This is a genomic window from Aeromonas sp. s2 (genome assembly GCF_040907935.1).
GTDB classification, from domain to species: Bacteria; Pseudomonadota; Gammaproteobacteria; order Enterobacterales; family Aeromonadaceae; genus Aeromonas; species Aeromonas dhakensis.
On sequence record NZ_JBFOCR010000008.1, the window covers coordinates 196412 to 218635 of the forward strand.

Consider the following 22224-nt stretch of genomic DNA (forward strand, 5'->3'; position numbering starts at 1 on the left):
CTCCAATTTGGAAACAATGGGTTTATTTTACGCGCTTTTTCCCCTTTTTTAGCGCGCTAGAATCAACACATCCCAACCAGGAGTGACTGAGATGAAAATTGTGATTGTGGGTGCCTCCGGCACCATAGGTTCTGCCGTCAGCGACTTGCTTGCCAAGGATCACCAGGTGATCCGGGTCGGCCACAGCCAGGGGGATGCCAGGGTCGACATGCGCGATCCCGCCTCCATCAGGGGGCTGTTTGCCAAGCTGGGGCAGTTCGATGCGCTGGTGGTGGCCAGCGGCAGCGCCGCGTTCAACGCCCTGACCGAGATGACCGATGAAGAGTGGCAGCTGGGGATCCAGAGCAAGCTGATGGGCCAGATCAACCTGACCCGCGCCGCCATCCCCCACCTCAACGACAAGGGCTCCATCACCCTGATCAGCGGTATCCTGAGCGAGGAGCCCATCAACTTGGGCGCCAGCGTCACCACCATCAACGGCGCCGTCGAGCACTTCGTCAAGGCGGCCGCCTGCGAACTGCCGCGGGGCCTGCGCATCAACGTGGTGAGCCCGACCGTGCTGGAGGAGTCGATGGATAAATACGCCAGCTTCTTCCCGGGCTTCGTCCCCGTGCCCGCCGCCAGGGTGGCGCAGGCCTACCAGAAATCGGTACTGGGCGTACAGACCGGCCAGGTGTTCAGGGTCAACGGCTGATCACCGCCCTTCTGCCGCCCAGTCGGCACGGCAACAAAAACGGGCCCCTTGATGGGGCCCGTTCCGTGACCGCTGCCGTACCGGCAGGTGGTAAACGTTTGTTTTTACGACAGTAAAAAAGGCGGTACGCCTCAGTCGATCAGCCCGTACTGCTCGCGCAGCACCTCGATGATCTCCTGCTTCGGATTGGCGCTGCGAACCAACGGCTGACCGATGATCTTCTCGGCAATCCCCACATAGGTGTTGGAGATGTCCATCATCACCTCGGTCGGCAACTTGTTGTCGCGGGCCAGGGCGAAGCGCTCGGGCATGCGGTGCTTGTTGAGCAGGATGTCCGGGTCCGGGAAGTGATTGAGCAGCCACTGGCGGAAGCCCTCTTTCGACTTCTCGACGATCTGGCCGTCGCGCAGCGCGGCGCCGTCCCAGATGCGGGAACTGTCCGGGGTGCCCACTTCATCCATGTAGATCAGCTTTTCGTTGCCGGCGGCATCCTGGACGTAGCCAAACTCGAACTTGGTGTCGACGAAGACCTGATCCAGCTCGGCCAGCGCGTCGCTGATGACGTTGAAGCCCTCTTTGAGCAGCACTTCGTAGCGGTCGATGTCGGCCGGCTTGCTGAAGTTGAAGCCCTGGTAGTGGCGTTCGATGTCGGCACGGGAGACGTTGACGTCATCGGCCTCCGGCACGCCGTCCAGCCCTTTCAGCACGCCCTTGGTGGAGGGGGTGATGAGGATCTCCGGCAGCTTCTGATCCTTTTTCAGTCCTTCCGGCAGGGTGATGCCGCAGAACTCGCGCTCGCCATCCTTGTAGGCACGCCACATGGAGCCGGTGATGTATTGACGGGCAATCGCCTCGATCATCACGGGACGGGCTTTTTGCACGATCCAGACGAAGGGATGGGGGATGTCCAGGATATGGCTGTCGGCCAGTCCCTTCTCCTTGAACAGCTTGAACCAGTGGCTGGAGATGGCGTTGAGCGCAGCCCCTTTGCCCGGCACGCCGTTGAGCCCGTCCACGCCCTGCCAGATGCAGTCGAAGGCCGAGATCCGGTCACTGATCACCATGATGGCGAGCGGCGCATCTGCCGGCACGTCGTAACCCTTCTCGCGGATGAGGCGGGCACTGTCTGCGGCGGTCAGCCAGTAGACGCTGCGCACCTTGCCGGAATGGACGGGTTTATCGGTACGGATCGGCAAATCATCGTTCACCGCCAATACTTGGTCTGCAAGACTCATGGCTAATAACACTTCCTGTTTGTGGGGGGTTAACATAACAAAACAGGGGCACAAGGCCCCTGTTTCTATTCTGTTTTTGCAGCTTGGTCAGCCAGGCCCTTGGCGAATGCCTCGGACAGGCTGATGTACATCTGGGAGATGACACCGGACGACACGGGCTTCTTGTCCTTGTCGAACAGGGTGATGGAGGTCTTGCCCCCCGCCATCTCGCCAAGCTGGAAGCGATACTTGTCTTCGTCCAGCTTGAACGGCTCGCTGCCCTTGGCCTTCCAGAACTCGCTGCCCGGCTCGTCGTACTCCACGTCGATCCAGCCCAGCGACTGCTGGGTATCCTTGATGGTGAAGCCGTAGGCCGGCAGCACCTGATTGAGACGACGCCACACCTGGTCAAACGAGCCATCGACGATCCAGGCGCTCAGCTCGTTGTTGTCCAGACCCAGCTCCAGCCCCATGCCATCGTTGGCCTTGTGCTGCTCGCGGGACTTGAGCTGCTTGTCGTAGTAGAGCGAGAACTGGTTGAGGGCCCGGGTCGCGTAGCGCTGGGCATCGGCCGGGGTCAGCTCCTTGCTGGTCTCGCCATCGATGGTCTCCTCGTGATCCAGCACCCGGACCGACATGTTGACGGCGTGGCGCTGGGGATCGTTGCGCAGGGTGAACTGGTAGCGCTGGCGAATGACGAAGTCGTCGTCCTCTTCGCTCCAGCCGTCGAGCGCCTTGGTATTGTCAAACCAGCCGGTCTGCAACACGCCGGCCTGCTGGTCCAGCTTCTCGGTGGTGACCTTGTACTGGGCGAGGAAGTTCATCAGGAAGGCCCAGGTATCGCGCTCCACGCTCTGGGAGGTGCTGAGAGCATAGAAGGCCATGGTGGGCTCACCGGCATTGGTCACCACCTGGCTGCCCGGTACCACGGTCAGCAGCTGGGCGGGCGGACGCACATCCACCTTGGCCCCGAGGGCGCCGTCACGGCTGCTCTCTGGCAGGGGCGGAATGTCGAAACTGCTGTTAAAGGCGGGGGTACTCAACCCGGCCGGCACCAGGAAAGCACGGCCTTCAAGGCGGGCATCCTCGTACTCGAAACCACGGTTGGCCATCTTGCGTTCCTGGGGTGAGCTACAGGCTGCCAGCACGGCAACGGTCGCCACGCTCAGCACCAGGCGCACTGCATTTCCCTTTCCATTTGCTTTAAACACTCGCCATCAACTCCGCAGTCGTCAGTGCTCGCGCCATCGCCCGCTCGCCCTCGGCAGTGAGGTCGGTGAGCGGCAGACGCAAGGTGGCCGTCGCAATCAATCCCAGCTGGGCGCAGGCCCATTTCACCGGGATGGGGCTCGGTTCGCAGAACAGAGTCTGATGCAACGGCATCAATCGATTGTTGATGTCATGCGCCCGCCCGGCATCGCCGGCCAGCGCAGCACGACACATGTCGGCCATCTGGGCCGCTGCAATATTGGTGGTGACCGAAATGACACCGTCACCGCCTTGCAGCATAAAATCACATCCACTGGCATCATCGCCACTATAAAGTGCGAATTGCGCACCGCACAGCTCACGCAGCAGCGGCGTACGGCTCAGATCCCCGGTGGCCTCTTTCAGGCCTATGATGCCGGGCACCCTGGCCAGTCTGGCTACCGTTTCCGGTTTGAGATCGCAACCGGTACGACCGGGCACATTATAAAGAATTTGGGGCAGACCACTAGCCTCGGCGATCGCACAATAGTGACGATAGAGACCTTCCTGGGTGGGTTTGTTGTAATAAGGTGTGACCGAGAGACCCGCTACCACGCCGGTTTCGGCGAAGCGCTTGGCCAGGGCGGCGGCATGGGCGGTATTGTTGGAGCCACAGCCGGCGATGACCGGGATGCGTCCGGCGGCCAGTGCTACGGTTTTCTCCACGACGGCAATGTGCTCCTGCTCGCTCAGGGTCACCGACTCCCCCGTGGTCCCCACCGCGACGATGGCGCTGGTTCCGGCGCTGACATGATACTCGACCAGATTGGCAAGACTGGCCCAATCGACTTCACCTGAAGCCAGCATGGGGGTAACGAGGGCAACAATACTACCGCGCAACATGGATATTTCTCCCGATTTTCAGGGGCGTTATGGTAAAGCTGCCCCCTTGGAAAAACAAGGGAGGCCACGGCCAAGCCGTGTTACCATCCGGCACAAACAGCCGTGCGCAAGCGCCGGAAACTGGCGCCGGAACCGGGCCGCCACCACCCGGCAGGACGCTTGCCACAACGAGATTCTCAGCAGGGTCGCCACGCGGCCGCGCGGGCCAGCTCCCTTCGGTCGACGTGCCCGCCGCCCGCATTCGCCACCCGCTAATGGACGAGAGAAGATTTATGACTCATTACCTGGTCGTAACGGCCATCGGCACGGACAGGCCTGGCATCGTCAATGAGGTCACCCGCCACGTCAGTGGTTGTGGCTGCAACATTGTCGACAGCCGTCTTGGCATCTTCGGCAATGAATTCACCTTCATCATGCTGCTGTCCGGTGACTGGAACAGCCTGATGCAGCTCGAGATAAGCCTGCCCCTGCGCAGTCAGGAGTGGGACCTCATCACCATGATGAAACGCACCGAGCGCCACCAGTCGCTGCAATACGACATCAGCGCCAACGCCGAGATCCTGATCCGGGACCAGCCGGGCATCGTAAGCCAGTGCACCCAGTTCTTCAGCGATCACGGCTGGGACATCCAGGCCATGCAGACCATCACCCTGGAGCAGCAGCCGTTCAACCTGCTTAAGGCCAGCTTTCAGCTCAATCTGGCCAAGCAGGGAGAGGCGGCCGGCTCGCAGGCGGCCTTCGCCGGATTCTGTCGTGAACTGGACGCAGAATCGTTCGAATTCATCGTCAACAACAAACACGCCTGACGGCTCATCAAGGAGATCCCATGCAACCTTTATCCGCTGGCAGCCTGGCCCCCGACTTTTCCCTCTCCGACCAGGACGGCAACCAGGTGCGCCTGGCCGACCTGCGCGGCAAGAAAGTGCTCGTCTATTTCTACCCCAAGGCGATGACCCCGGGCTGCACCACCCAGGCCTGCAGTCTGCGCGACGTCAACGCCGAGCTGACCGCCCTCAATGTGGTGGTGCTTGGCATCAGCCCGGATAGCGCCAAGCGGCTGAAAAAATTCGAGGAGCGCGACAACCTGAACTTCCGTCTGCTGGCCGATGAAGATCACGCGGTAGCCGATGCGTTTGGCGTCTGGGGTCCGAAGAAGTTCATGGGCAAGGAGTATGACGGTATCCATCGGCTCAGCTTCCTCATCGATGAAGAGGGCAAAATTGCCCACCGCTTCGACAAGTTCAAGACCAGCGATCACCATCAGGTGGTGCTCGACCTGATCAAGGGCTGAACCCCAGGCGGGAGTGTCGATATGAAAAAGGGCCTGCAAGCGCAGGCCCTTTTTTATTCGCATGTCGCAGCCCTTCCGCATTGCAGGCGGGGCGCGCGATACCGCCCTTTCGGTCGTCTGCCCGGATGAGGGGCGGCAGCCTTGTTGTTTTCCATGGCGGGGCAGTGTGCATCCATAACGGGATGCCTTGGTGACGGGTCTTTCGGCACAAGCCAAATGACGCCTTTATTGTTGCGCCTACGGGCCAGAAAGCAAGGTGCCGGCCGTTACATTTAATTAACCAGCCCACGCCTGCGCTGATTTAGCACCCCGCAATCTCGCCAACCTCCCCTGCCAGATCAAAAAATTCATCCTATATATGGGTTAACGTGACCCCAGTTTCATTTTCCAGTGAGAAAAGCCCATGAACATGAGCCACACCGAACGTCTGATCCTGAGCAACCAGTACGAGATCCTGGCCAAACTCAATCCGGAGAAGGCGGCATTTTACCAACGGGCCAGCACCATCATCGAGCGCGGCTACTGCCTGCAGATCCTCGAACTGGAGAAGAGCTTCGGCCATCTGGAACTGGCCACCTGCCAGGAGGTTATCGATACCCTGGAGCTGCACCATGCGCTGGCCATCTCCTGGGGCAACCTGGACGCAGCCGATCAGGGCGAAATCAATGCCAGCCGGCTGGAGTTCAACGGCTACAGCCGCAGCCAGGAGCGGGAGCTGGCCGATTACGTCTGCTTCCTGCTGGAGGTGGACAAGCGCTTCCCCGAGCTCAAGTGCCCCTGCGACGAGCTCTCCAGCGACATCGCCATGCGTGACAAGTACCAGCGCATGCTGGCGGTCTGGCGCCAGTGCCCGCGCCAGTACAAGCTCTCCATCCAGGAGATCCGCAAGGTATTGGCGGCCTGATCCGGCAGCCATGAAAAAGGCGCCGCGAGGCGCCTTTGTCCGGTTGGCAGGCCCGTGGGGCCTCACTCGTAGAGGAAGGATTTGTCCAGCTGCTTGAAGGCGGCGTTGAGGGTATCGGCCAGCTCTTCGTATCTCGGCTGGGCCACCAGCTGGCGCTGACCGCCCTGTTCGTTCATCTTGCCGTTGATCTCGCGATACCAGCTGGCAAGGGAGGGCGGCAACCGGGTATCGGCACGCTGGCCAAGCCAGTAATAGCCCTGCAGCGGCAGGCTGAGCAGAAACAGCACCGAGGTCATGACGGAAGGCCAGTAGTGCTGCTCGCCAAACTGAAACTGCAGCATGACGCTGAGCACCGCCAGCGCAGGAATCACCTTGAGGGCAAACTCGGTGGCCTTGATCACCCGATTCTCCGGGAACATGGAATTAAGCTCGGGACGGCGGGGCCAAAGGGTCATATAATGACGGCCTTGCTGTAACTTAGTTCCAAAAATGTTCATGCTCATGCTACCTCCGAGCTCTTTTTGAACGTATTAACGGCAAAACCACGACAATATTTGATGCGCAATAACAAAGGTTGAGGATGACTTTGTTATTTTTCAACAATCGGGTTATCCTTTGTACGCCCAATTTTTGCGCCAACGGCCTGCCGTTGAGCCGTCAGGGACGTCTGGATTTCGGGTCTTGTATCACTATACAAGGGGCAAGCAACAGATTGCCAACCCTCATAAGGATAAGTTGAAAGTTTTTGGACACAGCGCGTCCAACGCATCCTCCTACACAACCCAATCTGCGATAGGATTTATTCATGAGTAAGCTGGTTCTTGTTCTTAACTGTGGCAGCTCTTCCCTGAAGTTTGCTGTCATTGACGCAACCACCGGTGATGACCTGCTGTCCGGCCTGGCCGAGTGCTTCAACCTCGACGACGCCCGCATCAAGTGGAAACTGAACGGCGAGAAAGGCAGTGCCGATCTGGGCGCCGGTGCCGCTCACCAGGAAGCGCTGGACTACATCGTCAACAAGATCCTGCCGCTCAACCCGGAGCTGTCCAAGAACCTGATCGCCATCGGCCACCGTGTCGTACACGGCGGCGAGCGCTTCACCTCCTCCGTGCGCATCTGCGACGACGTGATCGCCGGCATCGAAGCCGCCGTACCGTACGCCCCGCTGCACAACCCGGCTCACCTGATCGGTATTCGTGAAGCCCGTCGCGTGTTCCCGGCGCTGGCCGACAAGAACGTGGCCGTGTTCGACACCGCTTTCCACCAGACCATGCCGGAAGAAGCCTTCCTGTACGCCCTGCCGTACAAACTCTACAAAGAGAACGGCATCCGTCGCTACGGCGCCCACGGCACCAGCCACTACTACATCAGCTTGGAAGCTGCCAAGCAGCTGAACAAGCCGGTGGAAGAGCTGAACATCATCAACTGCCACCTGGGCAACGGCGGCTCCGTCTGCGCCATCAAGAACGGCCAGTCCGTCGACACCTCCATGGGTCTGACCCCGCTGGAAGGCCTGGTGATGGGTACCCGTTCCGGCGACATCGATCCGGCCATCATCTTCTTCCTGCACGACAAGCTGGGCATGAGCGTTGATCAGATCAACACCATGCTGACCAAAGAGTCCGGCCTGCAGGGTCTGACCGAAGTAACTTCCGACTGCCGTTTCGTTGAAGACAACTACGACAGCAAAGAAGAAGCCAAGCGTGCCATGGACGTTTACTGCTATCGCCTGGCCAAGTACATCGGCGCCTACGCCGCCGCCATGGACGGTCGTCTGGACGCCGTGGTCTTCACCGGTGGCATCGGTGAAAACTCCGCCCCGATCCGTGAAATCACCCTGAACAAACTGGGTCTGCTGGGCTTCGACGTCGATCACGACGCCAACCTGAAGGCTCGCTTCGGCAAGGGTGGCGAGATCACCAAGGCTGGCTCCACCAAGGCCCTGGTTATCCCGACCAACGAAGAGTGGGTCATCGCCCACGACGCGCTGGAACTGGTCGGCGCATAATTTCGCTGTAGAGCAAGGCCGCCCAAGGGCGGCCTTTTCCTGATCCCAAAAATGAACAAGGGGTATAAAGTGGCACGCACTATTATGCTTATCCCGGTCGGCACTGGTGTCGGCGTAACTTCCGTGAGCCTTGGCGTCGTTCGCGCCATGGAGCGTCACGGTGTCAATGTCAGCTTCTTCAAACCGGTCGCCCAGCCGCGTCCGGGTGAAACCGGTACCGAGCGTTCCACCGCCGTGATCCGCGCTGCTGCCAACATCAACCCGCCCGAGCCGTTCGCCCTCTCCTACGCCGAGAACATGATCACCTCCAGCAACACCGACATCCTGCTGGAAGAGATCGTGGCCCGCTTTGAAGAGCACGTGAAGGCCAGCGGTGCCGAAGTGCTGGTCATCGAAGGCATGGTGCCGACCGACAAGCAGCCGTTTGCCAACAAGCTGAACTACGACGTCGCCAAGGCGCTGGACGCCGACATGGTGTTCGTGACCCACCCGGGCAACGACTCCAGCCAGAAGCTGAAAGAGCGCATCGAGCTTGCTTGCTCCAACTTCGGTGGCGTCAGCAACCCCCGCATCGTGGGCTGCGTCATCAACAAGGTGGGCGCACCGGTTGACGAGCACGGCGTGACCCGCCCCGACCTGACCGAGATGTTCGAAGCCCATCACCATGGCGCCGACACCGCTCACAACCTGGAAGTCCTGCAGGTATTCGGCAAGAGCCCGCTGCGCATCCTCGGCTGCATCCCCTGGAACACCCAGCTGATCGCCCCGCGCGCCAAGGATCTCGCCAAGCATCTGGCTGCCAAGATCCTGCACAAGGGTGAGCTGGACAGCCGCCGTCTGCAGACCGTGACCTTCTGCGCCCGCTCCATCCACAACATGATCGAGCACTTCCGTCCGGGCAGCCTGCTGGTAACCTCCGGCGACCGTTCCGACGTCATCGTCTCCGCCTGCCTCTCCGCCATGAACGGCGTCAAGCTGGGCGCCCTGCTGCTGACCGGCAACTATCACCCGGAACCCCAGGTGATGGCGCTGTGCCAACAGGCCATGGCCACCGGCCTGCCGATCATGATCACCGGCACCAACACCTGGCAGACCGCCGTCAGCCTGCAGAACTTCAACGTCGACATCCCGGAAGATGACCGCGAGCGTATCGAGCTGGTGCAGGACTATGTGGCTGGCCACATCGACAAGCACTGGATCGAGTCTCTCTCCGCCAAGTCCACCCGCTCCCGTCGCCTGAGCCCGCCGGCCTTCCGTTACCAGCTGACCGAGCTGGCCCGTCAGGCCAACAAGCGCGTCGTGCTGCCGGAAGGGGAAGAGCCGCGTACCATCAAGGCTGCCGCCATCTGTGCCGAGCGCGGCATCGCCCGTCCGGTGCTGCTGGGCAACCCGGAAGAGATCCGTCGCGTCGCCGAACAGCAGGGCGTGGTACTGACCGACCGCGTCGAGATCATCGATCCGGTTGCCGTGCGCGAGCGCTATGTGGCCCGTCTGGTCGAGCTGCGCAAGAACAAGGGCATGACCGAAGTGGTTGCCCGCGAACAGCTGGAAGACAACGTGGTACTGGGTACCATGATGCTGGAGCGCAACGAAGTCGACGGTCTGGTATCCGGCGCGGTGCATACCACTGCCAACACCATCCGTCCGCCGATGCAGATCATCAAGACCGCGCCGGGCTCTTCCCTGATCTCCTCCATCTTCTTCATGCTGCTGCCGGATCAGGTACTGGTCTACGGTGACTGCGCGATCAACCCGGATCCCACTGCCGAGCAGCTGGCCGAGATCGCCATCCAGTCCGCCGACTCCGCTGCCGCCTTCGGCATCGAGCCGCGTGTAGCCATGATCTCCTACTCCACCGGCACCTCCGGCGCCGGCGCAGACGTAGAGAAGGTGCGTGAAGCGACCGAGCTGGCCAAGGCCAAGCGCCCCGATCTCATCATCGATGGTCCGCTGCAGTACGATGCCGCCATCATGGAGAACGTGGCCAAGTCCAAGGCCCCGAACTCTCCGGTAGCAGGCAAGGCCACCGTGTTCGTGTTCCCGGATCTGAACACTGGCAACACCACCTACAAGGCGGTACAGCGCTCCGCTGACCTGGTCTCCATCGGCCCGATGCTGCAAGGCATGCGCAAGCCGGTCAACGACTTGTCCCGTGGCGCCCTGGTTGACGACATCGTCTACACCATCGCCCTGACCGGTATTCAGGCAGCCCAGGCCGAGTAATCGTCCGAGGCTCTGCCTGCTGAAAAACCCGCCGCAAGGCGGGTTTTTTTATGGCTGATTTGGGGAAATGTTGATCCACAAGATCAAATCGGGATCCTGGCAGGATCACCTGCTCGGCGACAGGCGCCAGTCCCGCAAGGGCGGCGGGATAAGCAAACACTCACACCCGCCAGAGTCGATTGCACAATTGCGCCCCAGCGCAGATCAGATCCAAATATCCTTTTAAGATCAGCACACTAACGCCAGACACACCGCTAATCTACAGAGTTTTCCACAGCTTTTGTGGATAGTTTACCGATCATTTGAAAGAAAATGACAGACTCGTGCCAGCCCTCCATTCCACCAAGCGCCCACAAGAAAGGGGCTCCGAGGAGCCCCTTTAATCTGCCTGCTGCCAAGCGATGGCTCAGGGACGCAGCGCCTTGTCGGCGCGGGAGATGCCACACACCCCGGAGCGCACCACTTCGACAATCTCGTTGGTCTGAGCGGCAGTCTTGATGAAGGCATCCAGCTTCTCGCTGGTCCCCACCAGTTGCACCGTGTAGAGCTCGGGGGTGACGTCGACGATCTGGCCGCGGAAGATATCCGCCAGCCGTTTCAGCTCGTCGCGGCCACCACCGGCGGCGCGCGCCTTGACCAGCGCGATTTCCCGCTCGATGTGCTCACCCTCACTCAAGTCGCATACCTTGAGCACGTCCACCAGCTTGTGCAGCTGCTTCTGGATCTGCTCCAGCACTCGTTCGTCACCCATGGTGACGATGGTCATGCGCGACAGGGTGGGATCCTCGGTGGGGGCCACCGTCAGGGTCTCGATGTTGTAGCCGCGCTGGGAGAAGAGGCCCACCACCCGGCTCAGGGCGCCGGATTCGTTCTCCAGCAGAACGGAAATTATATGTCTCATCAGGTTCTCTCCGTCTTGCTCAGCCACATCTCGTCCATGGCACCGAACTTTATCTGCATTGGATAGACGTGCTCATCCGGGTCTACCGATATGTCCATGAACACCAACCGATCCTTCATGGCGAAGGCCTTCTCCATGGCGCTCTCCAGCTCCGCCGGATCGCTCACCGCGATGCCGACGTGGCCATAGGCTTCCGCCAGCTTGACGAAGTCAGGCAGGGATTCCATGTAGGAGTGGCTGTGGCGACCGCCGTAGAACATCTTCTGCCACTGCTTGACCATGCCCAGCGCACGGTTGTTGATGGAGATGATCTTGATGGGCACCCCGTACTGCATGCAGGTAGAGAGTTCCTGAATGTTCATCTGCACCGAGCCGTCGCCGGTGACGCAGCAGACCACTGCATCCGGGTTGGCAAACTGGGCGCCCATGGCGGCCGGAATGCCGAACCCCATGGTGCCGAGGCCACCGGAGTTGATCCACTGGCGCGGCTTGGCGAACGGGTAGTAGAGAGCAGCAAACATCTGGTGCTGACCCACGTCGGAGGCCACGAATGCCTCCCCCTTGGTCACCTTGTAGAGGGTCTCGATCACCTGCTGCGGCTTGATCAGGGTGGGGTGGGTCTCGTAGGCCAGGCAGTTGCGCGAACGCCACTGGCCGATCTGGCTCCACCAGTCCGCCAGCGCCTGCTTGTCGTTGTCAAAACCGCACTCGCGGATCACTTCCAGCATCTGCTCCAGCACGGTTTCCACTGAGCCGACGATGGGCACGTGGGCCTGCACCGTCTTGGAGATGGAGGTGGGATCGATGTCGATGTGGACTATGGTGGCGTTGGGACAGAATTTGGCCACGTTGTTGGTGACGCGGTCATCGAAACGGGCCCCCACGGCGAAGATGAGATCCGCGTTGTGCATGCTCTTGTTCGCTTCGAAGGTACCGTGCATGCCGAGCATGCCGATGAACTGCGGATGAGTGCCAGAGAAGGCACCCAGCCCCATCAGGGTGGTGGTCACCGGCAGGTTCAGCAGCTCCGCCAGCTTGGTCACCAGGTGATCCGCATTGGCATTGATGGCACCGCCACCGACGTACATCACCGGGCGGCTCGCCTCCACCAGCAGCTTGGCGGCACGCTTGATCTGGCCCTTGTGACCCGACTTGGTCGGGTTGTAGGAGCGCAGGGAGACCGTCTCCGGATACTCGTAGGGGAATTTCTCTTTCGGGTTCTGCACGTCTTTGGGCAGATCCACCACCACCGGCCCCGGGCGGCCGCTGGCGGCAATGTAGTAGGCCTTCTTGATGGCGGCCGGAATGTCGCTGGCTTTCTTGCACAGGAAGCTGTGCTTCACCACCGGGCGGGAGATGCCGATCATGTCGGTCTCCTGGAACGCATCCTCCCCGATCATGCTGGTCGGCACCTGGCCGGACAGGATCACCAGGGGGATGGAGTCCATGTAGGCGGTCGCGATCCCCGTGATGCAGTTGGTGGCGCCGGGACCCGAGGTCACCAGCACAGTGCCTACCTTGCCGGTGGAGCGGGCGTAACCGTCCGCCATGTGCACCGCGGCCTGCTCGTGCCGCACCAGGACATGCTCCATCTTGCCGTTTTCAAAGAGAGCGTCATAGATGTCGAGCACTGAGCCACCAGGGTAGCCGAAAACGTGCTCAACTCCCTGATCTTCCAGCGCTCTAACCACCATCTGGGCGCCTGATAACATCTCCATGATAAAGCCCTCCAGGCTTTGCTCCGTTAAGCGAAAGCTATCGGCAGTCCGCTGCTTCCCGGCACCGCCGGCCCGTGCGTTGTTGTTGTCTGAATACGGACCCGGCGAGTTCGGCGCTGTCGATAGTAGAAAAATAGGTTTTTTCCATCATTCACCCGCAAAGCGGGTGAAAAACCAACTTAACCCGCTTGTGAACGGTTGTCCACGGCTTTGTCTGACCACAACAGTCATAAATTTCAAACAACTATTAACATTCAGTGACTTGCTGGAAAGGGTGGGAACAATGCGGGGAAGATGGGTGGCAAGCCAGCGGATCATGCTGCAACAACCGCCAAAAGCGGAAAAAAATGGCCCACCGCCAGGGTGGGCCTTGGTGGCAGGCTGCGGATCAGTGATCCTGTTCCGGCTCCGCCAGCCAGATCTGCTGATCCGGATCCGTCTCTTCGCAGACCGAGATGCTGACCCCCATGTCCAGCAGCTCGTGCAGGGTAAGATTGTCCGCCAGGTTCATGGTGTCGCCGTTTTCGTTGGTAAAGCGCATGGTGTCCGTCCTCTCCTTGGTGGGATCCCTCTCAGTCTAGTCAAAGGCGCTGACTTGCGATAACCAGCAACTACTGAGTGCACTCCCCTCCTCCAGCTCGCTCAGCCGATCGCACACCTCCTCCGGAAACAGGGTTCGGGCCCACAGCCGGCGGGAGAGATCCGCCACGCTCTCCTGGGCGCCGGCGGCGAGCCAGCCGGCCAGCTCCCCCGCCACATCGGGGTAGCAGATCTGGCCCGGGGCCGTCGCATCCAGCCAGGCCCGCACCGCGTTGGCATCGAGCGCATCCATCAGCCGCGCCAGCCCCATCAGTTCCAGGGTCTTGCTGTTGGTCAGCTGCTCGAACTGGCCTCCCAGCGGCTTGACCAGCAGCTTTTTGCCAAGGGAGAGCGCCTCCGAGGCGAGCTCGAAACCACCGTTGGTGATGACCCCGCGACAGCCGGCCAGCACCTGCTTGAACGCCTCACGGGCTTGCGGCTCGAAGCGGATGTTGCGCCACTGGCTGGCACTGCGAATGGCCGGATGAAAGCAGACGAAGCGTTGCTGGTTGAAGCGCGACAACAGGGCCGCGATCGCCTCGGTCTGCTCGAACGGCAGATAGACCAGGATCTGCTGGTTGTCGGGCCCCTGGCTGATGGGATCTATGATGGGCGGCAACAGGGGTTGGCCAAAGTGAAACCAGTGCAGCCCGAGGGACTGGCGCACCGGCGCGAAGTGGCGCATCAGCTGGCGGTTGAAGCCGCTCTCCCCCCAGCGTGGAATGGGCCAGTCGAAACTCGCCTGATGGCTGATGGTGAGGCTCGGCTTGTCCCAGCGGCGAGCGGCATGGGCGCTGATAGGCTCGAAATCGCTGATGACGAGGTCGTAGTCACGACAATCGAGCGCTCGCATGTCGCGCCAGAAGCGCAGGGGCGAGAGCCCCTTGAGGGTGCGCCAGTTCGAGATGGCCCCCTCATGGCTGACGAAGGTAATGCCGGGAAAGGTGCGGTAGTCGCCGAATTCGGCCATCTCGAAGTAGCCGTCCGCAGGACGGCCGCTGAACAGATAGTCCACCGCGAGACCTCGGGCCCGCAAGGCCCGCGCCAGGGTACGGCTGCGACTGATGTGGCCGTTGCCGGTCCCCTGCACACCGAACAGTATCTTCATCCCTGCCCCCACATGAGCGCCAGCAGGGCGCAGCCACCGCCGAGCAGGGCGCCGGCTACCAGGTCACTCAGATAGTGGACCCCCAGCAGCAGACGGGATGCCCCCACCAGCGCGGCCCAGACGAACAGCAACGGCGCCCAGAACGGGAAGCTGGCCGCCAGCACGGTTGCCATCAGGAAGGCGGCGGCGGTGTGGCCTGAGGGCAGGCTGTAGCGGTCGGAGGGGGTGATGAAGACCGGCAGCCCCACCGGGCGCTGGCGTTTGAGGGCATTCTTGAGCAGCAAGTAGAGCGGCAACTCGAGGGCGAAGGCGAGCAGCGCCAGCTTCACCAGTTCGCGTTCGGCTTCCCCCTGCCACCAGAGCAGGGCCGCCAGCACGGCGTAGAGCGGGCCGTCACCGGTACGGGAGATGAGCCTGCTGATCCTGGCCTGTGGCCGGTTGTAGGCGTGGAGCAGGCAGATGCGGCACACCTGCAGGTCCCATTGCTGGATCTTGTTCATAACCCCTCCTTCCCTAGCGTCTCAGAGCAGACTAGGGCGGTGGGGTGACACTTGGTTGACGTTCAAATAACAAATTTATGAAAAAAGGGCCGAATGGCCCTTTTTGCTACCAGCGTGGCAAATGATCAGTTCAGGGTGCCGCGCAGGCCGTTTTCCATCAGGCGGCAGTTGTGATCCGCCAGGCGAGCCATGAAGTGCTCGTCCACGGTCAGGCCGAACACCTGCTCGTAGAGATCCTTCATCACGAAGGGCTGCCACATCATGCTGAGGAAGGAGATCTTCAGCATCTCGGGATCCAGGTTGTCACCCAGTTCACCGTTGTTCTTCATGGACTCCAGCAAGGCATCGAACTGGGGCAGCTGGCGTTCCAGCAGACGGTTCAGCACAAAATCCCGACCCGGACTCTTCTCGGTCGATAATGCGCTGGAGATGGCGGAGGTCAGCTCGCTGTTGGGCGCCATCACCTGGTAGTAGGTATTGAGCAGATCGTTGAGGCTGCGGTTGCCGGTCTCGTCGTGCCAGGCCTGGTCGAGCGGCTCGGCCACATCCCCCAGCACCGCCTTGTAGAGGCCCTCTTTGCTGCCGAAGTAGTAGTGGATCATGGCCAGATTGGAGCCAGCCAGCTCGGCGATCTCGCGGGTCGTCACCTTGCTGTAGGGGGTGTTCAGAAAACGCTCGCGAGCGGCACAGAGCAACTTGTCACGAATGTCAGAACGTCCGACCGGACGACCAGGTCTACGTTTTTCCATTTAATACCTCGGATAATTCAGCAGAAACTGACAAGTCGATCTGATTGTACAGATGATCGAGTACAGCAGGAATGACCAGATAATCGGGCAAGGGCCGAATATGGGACAAGTAAATTTGCACTCCTTTACAATCCGATTAAATAAACCAGCGAAATGAACCGGGTGCGTACGGTTGACACAGCATAAAAATCTCGATATTGGTAAAAGCGTTATCGACTGCAAGGATTGATTCATCATGCGTATTGCCGCTCCGCTACTACTAATCTCCCTAATCGCGACCTCTCGCGCGGGATCCTTGTAGCCGGGCTCAGGCATAGCCGGAATTTACAAAAACCCGTGCACCCTGCACGGGTTTTTTTATGCCAACGCAGGATGCACGTCACCGAACTTAGGAAGAGGGAAGTCACATGTCAGATCGGGTCATCATATTCGACACCACCCTGCGCGATGGTGAGCAGGCCCTGGCGGCCAGCTTGACGGTCAAGGAGAAGCTGCAGATCGCCCAGGCACTGGAACGGCTCGGTGTCGACGTCATGGAGGTGGGGTTCCCGGTCTCCTCCCCCGGCGACTTTCAATCGGTGCAGACCATTGCACGTCACATCAAGCAGAGCCGGGTCTGTGCCCTCGCCCGCGCCCTGCCCAAGGACATAGACGCCGCCGGCGAGGCCCTGCGGGTCGCCGACGCCTTTCGCATCCACACCTTTATCTCCACCTCCTCCATCCACGTCGAGAGCAAGCTGAAGAAGAGCTTCGAGGACGTGCTGGAGATGGGGGTCAGCGCCATCAAGCACGCCCGCCGCTATACCGACGACGTGGAGTTCTCCTGCGAGGATGCGGGCCGCACCCCGATAGACAACCTGTGCCGCATGGTGGAGGCCGCCATCAAGGCCGGCGCTCGTACCATCAATATTCCCGATACCGTGGGCTACACGGTGCCGACCGAGTTCTCCGGCATCATCCAGACCCTGTTCAACCGGGTACCCAACATCGATCAGGCCATCATCTCGGTACACTGCCACGACGATCTGGGGCTCTCGGTGGCCAACTCCATCGGCGCCGTGCAGATGGGGGCCCGCCAGATCGAGTGTACCATCAACGGCATCGGCGAGCGGGCCGGTAACTGCTCGCTGGAAGAGGTGGCAATGATCCTCAAAACCCGCGCCGACCTGCTCGGGGTACACACCAATATCCGTCACAGCGAGATCCACCGCACCAGCGCCCTGGTCAGCCAGCTCTGCAACATGCCGGTGCAGCCCAACAAGGCGATCGTCGGTGCCAACGCCTTCTCCCACAGCTCCGGCATCCATCAGGATGGCGTGCTCAAGGCGAAAAACACCTACGAAATCATCACCCCGGAGAGCATCGGCCTCACCCAGAACAACCTCAACATGACCTCCCGCTCCGGCCGCCACGTCATCAAGCACCGGATGGAGTCCATGGGCTACGCCGAGAGCAGTTACGACCTCGACGATCTCTACGCCAAGTTCCTCACTCTGGCCGACAAGAAGGGGCAGGTGTTCGATTACGATCTGGAGGCGCTCGCCTTCTTCAGCCAGATCCACGAAGAGCCAGAGCACTTCAAGCTGGAGTACCTCGGCGTGCAGAGCGGCAGCTCGGTGATGGCCACCGCCTCGGTGAAATTGAAGGTGGGCCAGGAGATCGTCAGCGAAGCCGCCACCGGCAACGGCCCGGTGGATGCGGTCTACCAGTGCATCAACCGCATCACCGGCTACGAGATCAGCATCGACAAGTACGAACTCAAGGGCAAGGGGGAAGGCAAGAACGCCCTCGGCCAGGTCGACATAGTCGCACAGTACAAGGGCCGCAAATTCCATGGCATGGGCCTGGCCACCGACATCATAGAGTCTTCCGCCCAGGCGTTGATCCACGTGATCAACAGCATCTGGCGCGCCGATCAGGTGGCCGAACAGATGGAACGCAACGTCGCAAAAACAGACAAGATCAATACGGAGAGCGTGTGAGTATGAGCAGTTATCGGATCGCAGTATTGCCGGGTGACGGCATTGGCCCGGAAGTGATGGCCGAGGCCGTCAAGGTGCTGGAAAAAGTGCAGGCCAGGTTCAGCTTCACCCTCGACTACGAGCGCCATGACGTGGGCGGCATCGCCATCGACAACCACGGTACCCCGCTGCCCCAGAGCACCATAGCCGGCTGTGAAGCGGCCGACGCCGTGCTGTTCGGCTCGGTGGGCGGCCCCAAGTGGGAGCATCTGCCCCCCAACGATCAGCCGGAACGCGGCGCCCTGCTGCCCCTGCGCGCCCACTTCAAGCTGTTCTGCAACCTGCGTCCGGCCCGCATCTACACCGGCCTCGAGCAGTTTTCGCCGCTGCGGGCCGACATCTCGGATCGCGGTTTTGACATCGCCTGCGTGCGCGAGCTGACCGGTGGCATCTACTTCGGTCAGCCCAAGGGGCGTGAAGGGGAAGGCCCCACCGAGAAGGCCTTTGACACCGAGGTGTACCACCGCTTCGAGATCGAGCGCATCGCCAAGATAGCGTTTGAATCGGCCCGGGTGCGCAAGGCCAAGGTCACCTCCATCGACAAGGCCAACGTGCTTGCCTCCTCCATTCTGTGGCGCGAGGTGGTGACACAAGTCGCCAAGTCCTATCCGGACGTGGCGCTGAATCACATGTACATCGACAACGCCACCATGCAGCTCATCAAGGATCCGTCCCAGTTCGACGTGCTGCTCTGCTCCAACCTGTTCGGCGACATCCTCTCCGACGAATGCGCCATGATCACCGGCTCCATGGGGCTGCTCCCCTCCGCCAGCCTCAACGAATCGGGCTTCGGTCTGTTCGAGCCGGCCGGTGGCTCGGCCCCGGACATCGCCGGCAAGGGGATCGCGAACCCCATCGCCCAGATCCTCTCCGCCGCCCTGATGCTGCGCTATAGCCTGGGCCAGGAAGCCGCCGCCCAGGCCATCGAGCAGGCCGTGGCCCAGACCCTGGCCGAAGGCTACTTCACCGCCGACCTGCATCAGGCGAGCGCCCGTCACCCGGTACAGAGCACGGCCGAGATGGGCGGCCAGATCGCCGCTCGCATCTGACCCCACGGCATCGATAACAAGGAAACTGAGCAATGGCCAAGACCCTCTATCAGAAAGTATTCGACGCCCACGTGGTGCGGGAAGTGGAAGGGGAAACCCCCCTCATCTACATCGACCGCCACCTGGTGCATGAAGTGACCAGCCCGCAGGCATTCGACGGCCTGCGCGCCATGAACCGCCAGCTGCGTCGCCCGGATCTGACCTGGGCCACCATGGATCACAACGTCTCCACCACCACCAAGGACATCGCCGCCTCCGGCGAGATGGCCCGCATCCAGATGGAAACGCTGGCCCATAACTGCAAGGTGTTCGGGGTTCGCCTCTACGATCTCAACCACAAATACCAGGGTATCGTCCACGTGATGGGCCCCGAGCTTGGCATCACCCTGCCCGGCACTACCATCGTCTGCGGTGACTCCCACACCGCCACCCACGGCGCCTTCGGCTCGCTCGCATTCGGCATCGGCACCTCCGAGGTGGAGCACGTGATGGCCACCCAGACCCTGAAACAGGGCCGCGCCAAGACCATGCGCATTTCGGTCAACGGCAAACTGAGTGATGGCATCAGCGCGAAAGACGTGGTGCTCGCCATCATAGGCCGGGTCGGCCACGCTGGCGGTACCGGCTACGTGGTGGAGTTCGCTGGCGAGGCCATTGAAGGGCTCACCATGGAAGGGCGCATGACGGTGTGCAACATGGCCATCGAACTCGGTGCCAAGGCCGGCATGATCGCCCCCGACCAGACCACCATCGACTACATCCGCGGCAAGGAGTTCGCCCCCAAGGGCGAGGCGCTGGAGCAGGCCATCACCTACTGGCAAAGCCTCAAGAGCGATGCCGATGCCAGATTCGATGCCGAAGTGGTGCTGGACGCCGCCGACATCGCCCCTCAGGTGACCTGGGGCACCAACCCGGGTCAGGTGATCGCCGTCAATGAACCCATTCCGGCGCCGGAATCCTTCAGCGACCTGATGGAGCAGCAATCCGCCCGCAAGGCCCTCGCCTACATGGACCTCCAGCCGGGCCAGAAGCTCTCCGACGTCGCCATCGACAAGGTGTTCATCGGTTCCTGCACCAACAGCCGCATCGAGGATCTGCGGGCCGCTGCCGCCATCGCTCGTGGCCGCAAGGTCGCCGCCGGGGTGCAGGCGCTGGTGGTGCCTGGCTCCGAACAGGTGAAGGCACAGGCCGAAGCCGAGGGGCTGGACAAGATCTTCATCGAGGCTGGCTTTGAGTGGCGCCTGCCCGGCTGCTCCATGTGTCTGGCCATGAACAACGACCGGCTGCAACCGGGGGAGCGCTGCGCCTCCACCAGCAACCGCAACTTCGAAGGGCGTCAGGGCCGTGCCGGCCGCACCCATCTGGTGAGCCCGGCCATGGCCGCCGCCGCCGCCGTCACCGGCCGCTTCGCCGACATTCGTGCACTGTAAGAGGGAACGTACATGACAGGTTTCAAACAGCATAAAGGGATAGTTGTCCCCCTCGACAGCGCCAACGTCGACACCGACGCCATCATTCCCAAGCAGTTTCTGCAGAAGGTCAATCGCATCGGTTTTGGCAAGCACCTGTTCCACGACTGGCGCTTCCTGGACGATGCGGGGGAGCAGCCCAACCCCGAGTTCGTGCTCAACCAACCGCAGTTCGCCGGCGCCAGCATCCTGCTGGCCCGCGAGAACTTCGGCTGCGGTTCGAGTCGCGAGCACGCCCCCTGGGCGCTGGCGGACTACGGCTTCAAGACCATCATTGCCCCGAGCTTTGCCGACATCTTCTACGGCAACGCCATCAACAACGGCATGGTGCCGGTGCGCCTGAAGGAGGAGGAGGTCGACGCCCTGTTCCAGCTGGTCGCCGCCCAGCCGGGCATCGAGATCGAAGTAGATCTGGAAGCCAATCAGGTGCGGGCAGGTAGCCTCACGTTCGGCTTCGAGATCGATGAGTTCCGTCGCTACTGCCTGCTCAACGGGCTGGATGCCATCGGCCTGACCCTGCAGCACGAGGCCGCCATCAGCGACTTCGAGGCGAAACAGCCGAGCTGGATTTAAGCAGCCAGTTGCAAAAAACGAGTAGAATCAACAGGGAGCCTTGGCTCCCTGTTTTATTGTCAGGCCTAGGTGCACACCATGGCCCGCCACTTCTGCATACCCGACGAGACACCTGGATGAAGATGACACTCGCCCTCCCCCTGCTCTGCGGCCTCTGGCTGGCGCTGCCGGTCTGCGCCGGGCAGACCTATTTCAACAGCAGTGGCGGTCAGCTCAACGTCGGCTGGCAGGACAAGGACGGCAAGGTGCAGCAACTCACCTATCGGCTGGAGGCAGGCAAGCTGCCGCCGCTCATCGCCTATCGGTCGGCCCGCATGCAGGAGGACGTGCTGCAGAGCCTTCTGCAGCAGGGGGTGGCCGAGTTCCCCGCCGTGCAGTTCTCCCTCTCCCGCCCCGAGATGGAGCTCAGGCTCAAGGGCCGTCAACCCGAACAGGTCGCCAAGGCCATGAGCTGGCTCACCCAGCAGCGCGACAAGCAGGAGGCAGAGTGGCTCAAGCTGCACTATTTTCAGCCGTTCACCGCCCCCGACGGTGCCGCCGCCATCAAGCAGGATCACGTGCGCATCGCGCTGGAGAGCCGCAGCGAACTGGCACCGCTGGTCGAACAACTCAAGCAGCAGGGCAGCACGGAAACCGAGGCGCGCCAGAAGACCACGGCCCACATGCTCGACTTCGTGCAGGCCATCCCCTATCAACTGCTCGACAGTCAGTCGGGCCGCCAGGGCAAGGGCTTTCTCAGCCCCCGCCAGGTACTGGAGCAAAATCAGGGCGACTGCGACAGCAAGGTAACCCTGATGGCCGCCATGCTGGCCCAGCTCTTTCCCGAATTGAAACAGGCCATGGTATTCGTACCGGGTCACGCCCTGCTCGGAGTCGCCCTGCCGGCCAAGCCGGGCGAGGCTACCTTGAGCTGGGAAGGGGAAACCTACCTGCTGATGGAGCCCACCGGCCCGGCCCAGCTGGCGATGGGTCAGCTGGCCCCGACCAGCAAGACCTTCATCGACAGCAAGCAGCTCAGCGTGCAGCCGGTTCGCGCCGACAAATAGGTGGTGGACGTCATGAAAACGAGGGGGGACAGGCCACAATGAAAGCGACCAGCGCGGGGCTGGTCGATGGAGGCAAGGAGGTGGAT

21 protein-coding genes are annotated in these 22224 nt (G+C 61.3%); 11 read left to right on the top strand and 10 right to left on the bottom strand.

What is annotated here, in order from left to right:
* The first annotated feature begins 91 nt into the window (after positions 1–91).
* Entirely contained in the window at positions 92–694 is a 603-nt protein-coding gene (locus tag AB5Y81_RS04825) for a short chain dehydrogenase (protein WP_279484798.1), read from the top strand.
* 131 nt (positions 695–825) lie between these two features.
* Here AB5Y81_RS04825 and AB5Y81_RS04830 read toward each other — a convergent pair whose 3' ends face one another.
* From AB5Y81_RS04830 to dapA, 3 genes are all read right to left on the bottom strand, one after another.
* Complete coding sequence (locus AB5Y81_RS04830; RefSeq protein ID WP_010634965.1) at positions 826–1929, bottom strand: phosphoribosylaminoimidazolesuccinocarboxamide synthase; 1104 nt, start codon at positions 1927–1929, stop codon at positions 826–828.
* Positions 1930–1994: 65 nt separating this feature from the next.
* A complete protein-coding gene (bamC, locus tag AB5Y81_RS04835) occupies positions 1995–3119 on the bottom strand; it encodes an outer membrane protein assembly factor BamC (protein ID WP_017779109.1) in 1125 nt (374 codons plus the stop codon).
* Positions 3112–3999 carry a 4-hydroxy-tetrahydrodipicolinate synthase gene (dapA, locus tag AB5Y81_RS04840; RefSeq protein ID WP_017779108.1) on the bottom strand — a complete coding sequence of 296 codons (888 nt, stop codon included), beginning with the start codon at positions 3997–3999 and terminating at the stop codon, positions 3112–3114. Before dapA ends, bamC begins: the two co-directional genes overlap by 8 nt.
* A gap of 272 nt (positions 4000–4271) precedes the next feature.
* On the opposite strand from dapA, the gene AB5Y81_RS04845 reads away from it, so the two are divergent.
* The 3 genes from AB5Y81_RS04845 (at position 4272) to AB5Y81_RS04855 (ending at position 6194) form a co-directional block, all read left to right on the top strand.
* A complete protein-coding gene (locus AB5Y81_RS04845) occupies positions 4272–4805 on the top strand; it encodes a glycine cleavage system protein R (protein WP_279484799.1) in 534 nt (177 codons plus the stop codon).
* Positions 4806–4825: 20 nt separating this feature from the next.
* Positions 4826–5290, top strand: coding sequence for a thioredoxin-dependent thiol peroxidase (bcp, locus tag AB5Y81_RS04850; RefSeq protein ID WP_279484800.1), 465 nt, complete (start codon positions 4826–4828; stop codon positions 5288–5290).
* Between the two features lie 403 nt (positions 5291–5693).
* Complete coding sequence (locus AB5Y81_RS04855; RefSeq protein WP_024942265.1) at positions 5694–6194, top strand: YfbU family protein; 501 nt, start codon at positions 5694–5696, stop codon at positions 6192–6194.
* Positions 6195–6256: 62 nt separating this feature from the next.
* Here AB5Y81_RS04855 and yfbV read toward each other — a convergent pair whose 3' ends face one another.
* Positions 6257–6697 carry a terminus macrodomain insulation protein YfbV gene (gene yfbV / locus AB5Y81_RS04860; RefSeq protein WP_017779105.1) on the bottom strand — a complete coding sequence of 147 codons (441 nt, stop codon included), beginning with the start codon at positions 6695–6697 and terminating at the stop codon, positions 6257–6259.
* A 302-nt stretch (positions 6698–6999) separates the two neighbouring features.
* Here yfbV and AB5Y81_RS04865 point away from each other — a divergent pair, with 302 nt between their 5' ends.
* Both AB5Y81_RS04865 and pta read left to right on the top strand, forming a co-directional pair.
* Positions 7000–8202 carry an acetate kinase gene (locus AB5Y81_RS04865; protein ID WP_024942264.1) on the top strand — a complete coding sequence of 401 codons (1203 nt, stop codon included), beginning with the start codon at positions 7000–7002 and terminating at the stop codon, positions 8200–8202.
* 51 nt (positions 8203–8253) lie between these two features.
* Positions 8254–10425 carry a phosphate acetyltransferase gene (gene pta / locus AB5Y81_RS04870; RefSeq protein WP_017763828.1) on the top strand — a complete coding sequence of 724 codons (2172 nt, stop codon included), beginning with the start codon at positions 8254–8256 and terminating at the stop codon, positions 10423–10425.
* A 406-nt stretch (positions 10426–10831) separates the two neighbouring features.
* Here pta and ilvN read toward each other — a convergent pair whose 3' ends face one another.
* The 6 genes from ilvN to AB5Y81_RS04900 all read right to left on the bottom strand — a co-directional run bounded on the left by ilvN (position 10832) and on the right by AB5Y81_RS04900 (position 15980).
* Entirely contained in the window at positions 10832–11326 is a 495-nt protein-coding gene (ilvN, locus tag AB5Y81_RS04875; protein WP_005304342.1) for an acetolactate synthase small subunit, read from the bottom strand.
* A complete protein-coding gene (locus AB5Y81_RS04880) occupies positions 11326–13044 on the bottom strand; it encodes an acetolactate synthase 3 large subunit (protein ID WP_005304345.1) in 1719 nt (572 codons plus the stop codon). Before AB5Y81_RS04880 ends, ilvN begins: the two co-directional genes overlap by 1 nt.
* 388 nt (positions 13045–13432) lie before the next feature.
* Positions 13433–13585, bottom strand: a complete 153-nt coding sequence (locus tag AB5Y81_RS04885; protein WP_005304348.1) for a hypothetical protein — start codon at positions 13583–13585, stop codon at positions 13433–13435.
* Between the two features lie 36 nt (positions 13586–13621).
* Positions 13622–14731, bottom strand: a complete 1110-nt coding sequence (locus tag AB5Y81_RS04890; RefSeq protein WP_005304351.1) for an MJ1255/VC2487 family glycosyltransferase — start codon at positions 14729–14731, stop codon at positions 13622–13624.
* The gene (locus AB5Y81_RS04895; protein ID WP_043171982.1) at positions 14728–15231 is read right to left on the bottom strand and encodes a phosphatase PAP2 family protein; all 504 of its coding nucleotides are present in this window, start codon (positions 15229–15231) and stop codon (positions 14728–14730) included. Before AB5Y81_RS04895 ends, AB5Y81_RS04890 begins: the two co-directional genes overlap by 4 nt.
* Before the next feature lie 125 nt (positions 15232–15356).
* Positions 15357–15980 carry a TetR/AcrR family transcriptional regulator gene (locus tag AB5Y81_RS04900; protein ID WP_005304358.1) on the bottom strand — a complete coding sequence of 208 codons (624 nt, stop codon included), beginning with the start codon at positions 15978–15980 and terminating at the stop codon, positions 15357–15359.
* Positions 15981–16387: 407 nt separating this feature from the next.
* Between AB5Y81_RS04900 and leuA the strand changes: the two genes are divergently transcribed.
* The 5 genes from leuA (at position 16388) to AB5Y81_RS04925 (ending at position 22138) form a co-directional block, all read left to right on the top strand.
* Entirely contained in the window at positions 16388–17962 is a 1575-nt protein-coding gene (gene leuA / locus AB5Y81_RS04905; RefSeq protein ID WP_043171981.1) for a 2-isopropylmalate synthase, read from the top strand.
* Positions 17963–17964: 2 nt separating this feature from the next.
* A complete protein-coding gene (leuB, locus tag AB5Y81_RS04910; RefSeq protein WP_279484801.1) occupies positions 17965–19050 on the top strand; it encodes a 3-isopropylmalate dehydrogenase in 1086 nt (361 codons plus the stop codon).
* A gap of 32 nt (positions 19051–19082) precedes the next feature.
* The gene (gene leuC, locus AB5Y81_RS04915; RefSeq protein WP_279484802.1) at positions 19083–20480 is read left to right on the top strand and encodes a 3-isopropylmalate dehydratase large subunit; all 1398 of its coding nucleotides are present in this window, start codon (positions 19083–19085) and stop codon (positions 20478–20480) included.
* Between the two features lie 12 nt (positions 20481–20492).
* Positions 20493–21092, top strand: a complete 600-nt coding sequence (leuD, locus tag AB5Y81_RS04920) for a 3-isopropylmalate dehydratase small subunit (RefSeq protein ID WP_043171978.1) — start codon at positions 20493–20495, stop codon at positions 21090–21092.
* Between the two features lie 116 nt (positions 21093–21208).
* The gene (locus AB5Y81_RS04925; protein WP_279484803.1) at positions 21209–22138 is read left to right on the top strand and encodes a transglutaminase domain-containing protein; all 930 of its coding nucleotides are present in this window, start codon (positions 21209–21211) and stop codon (positions 22136–22138) included.
* Positions 22139–22224: the final 86 nt, after the last annotated feature.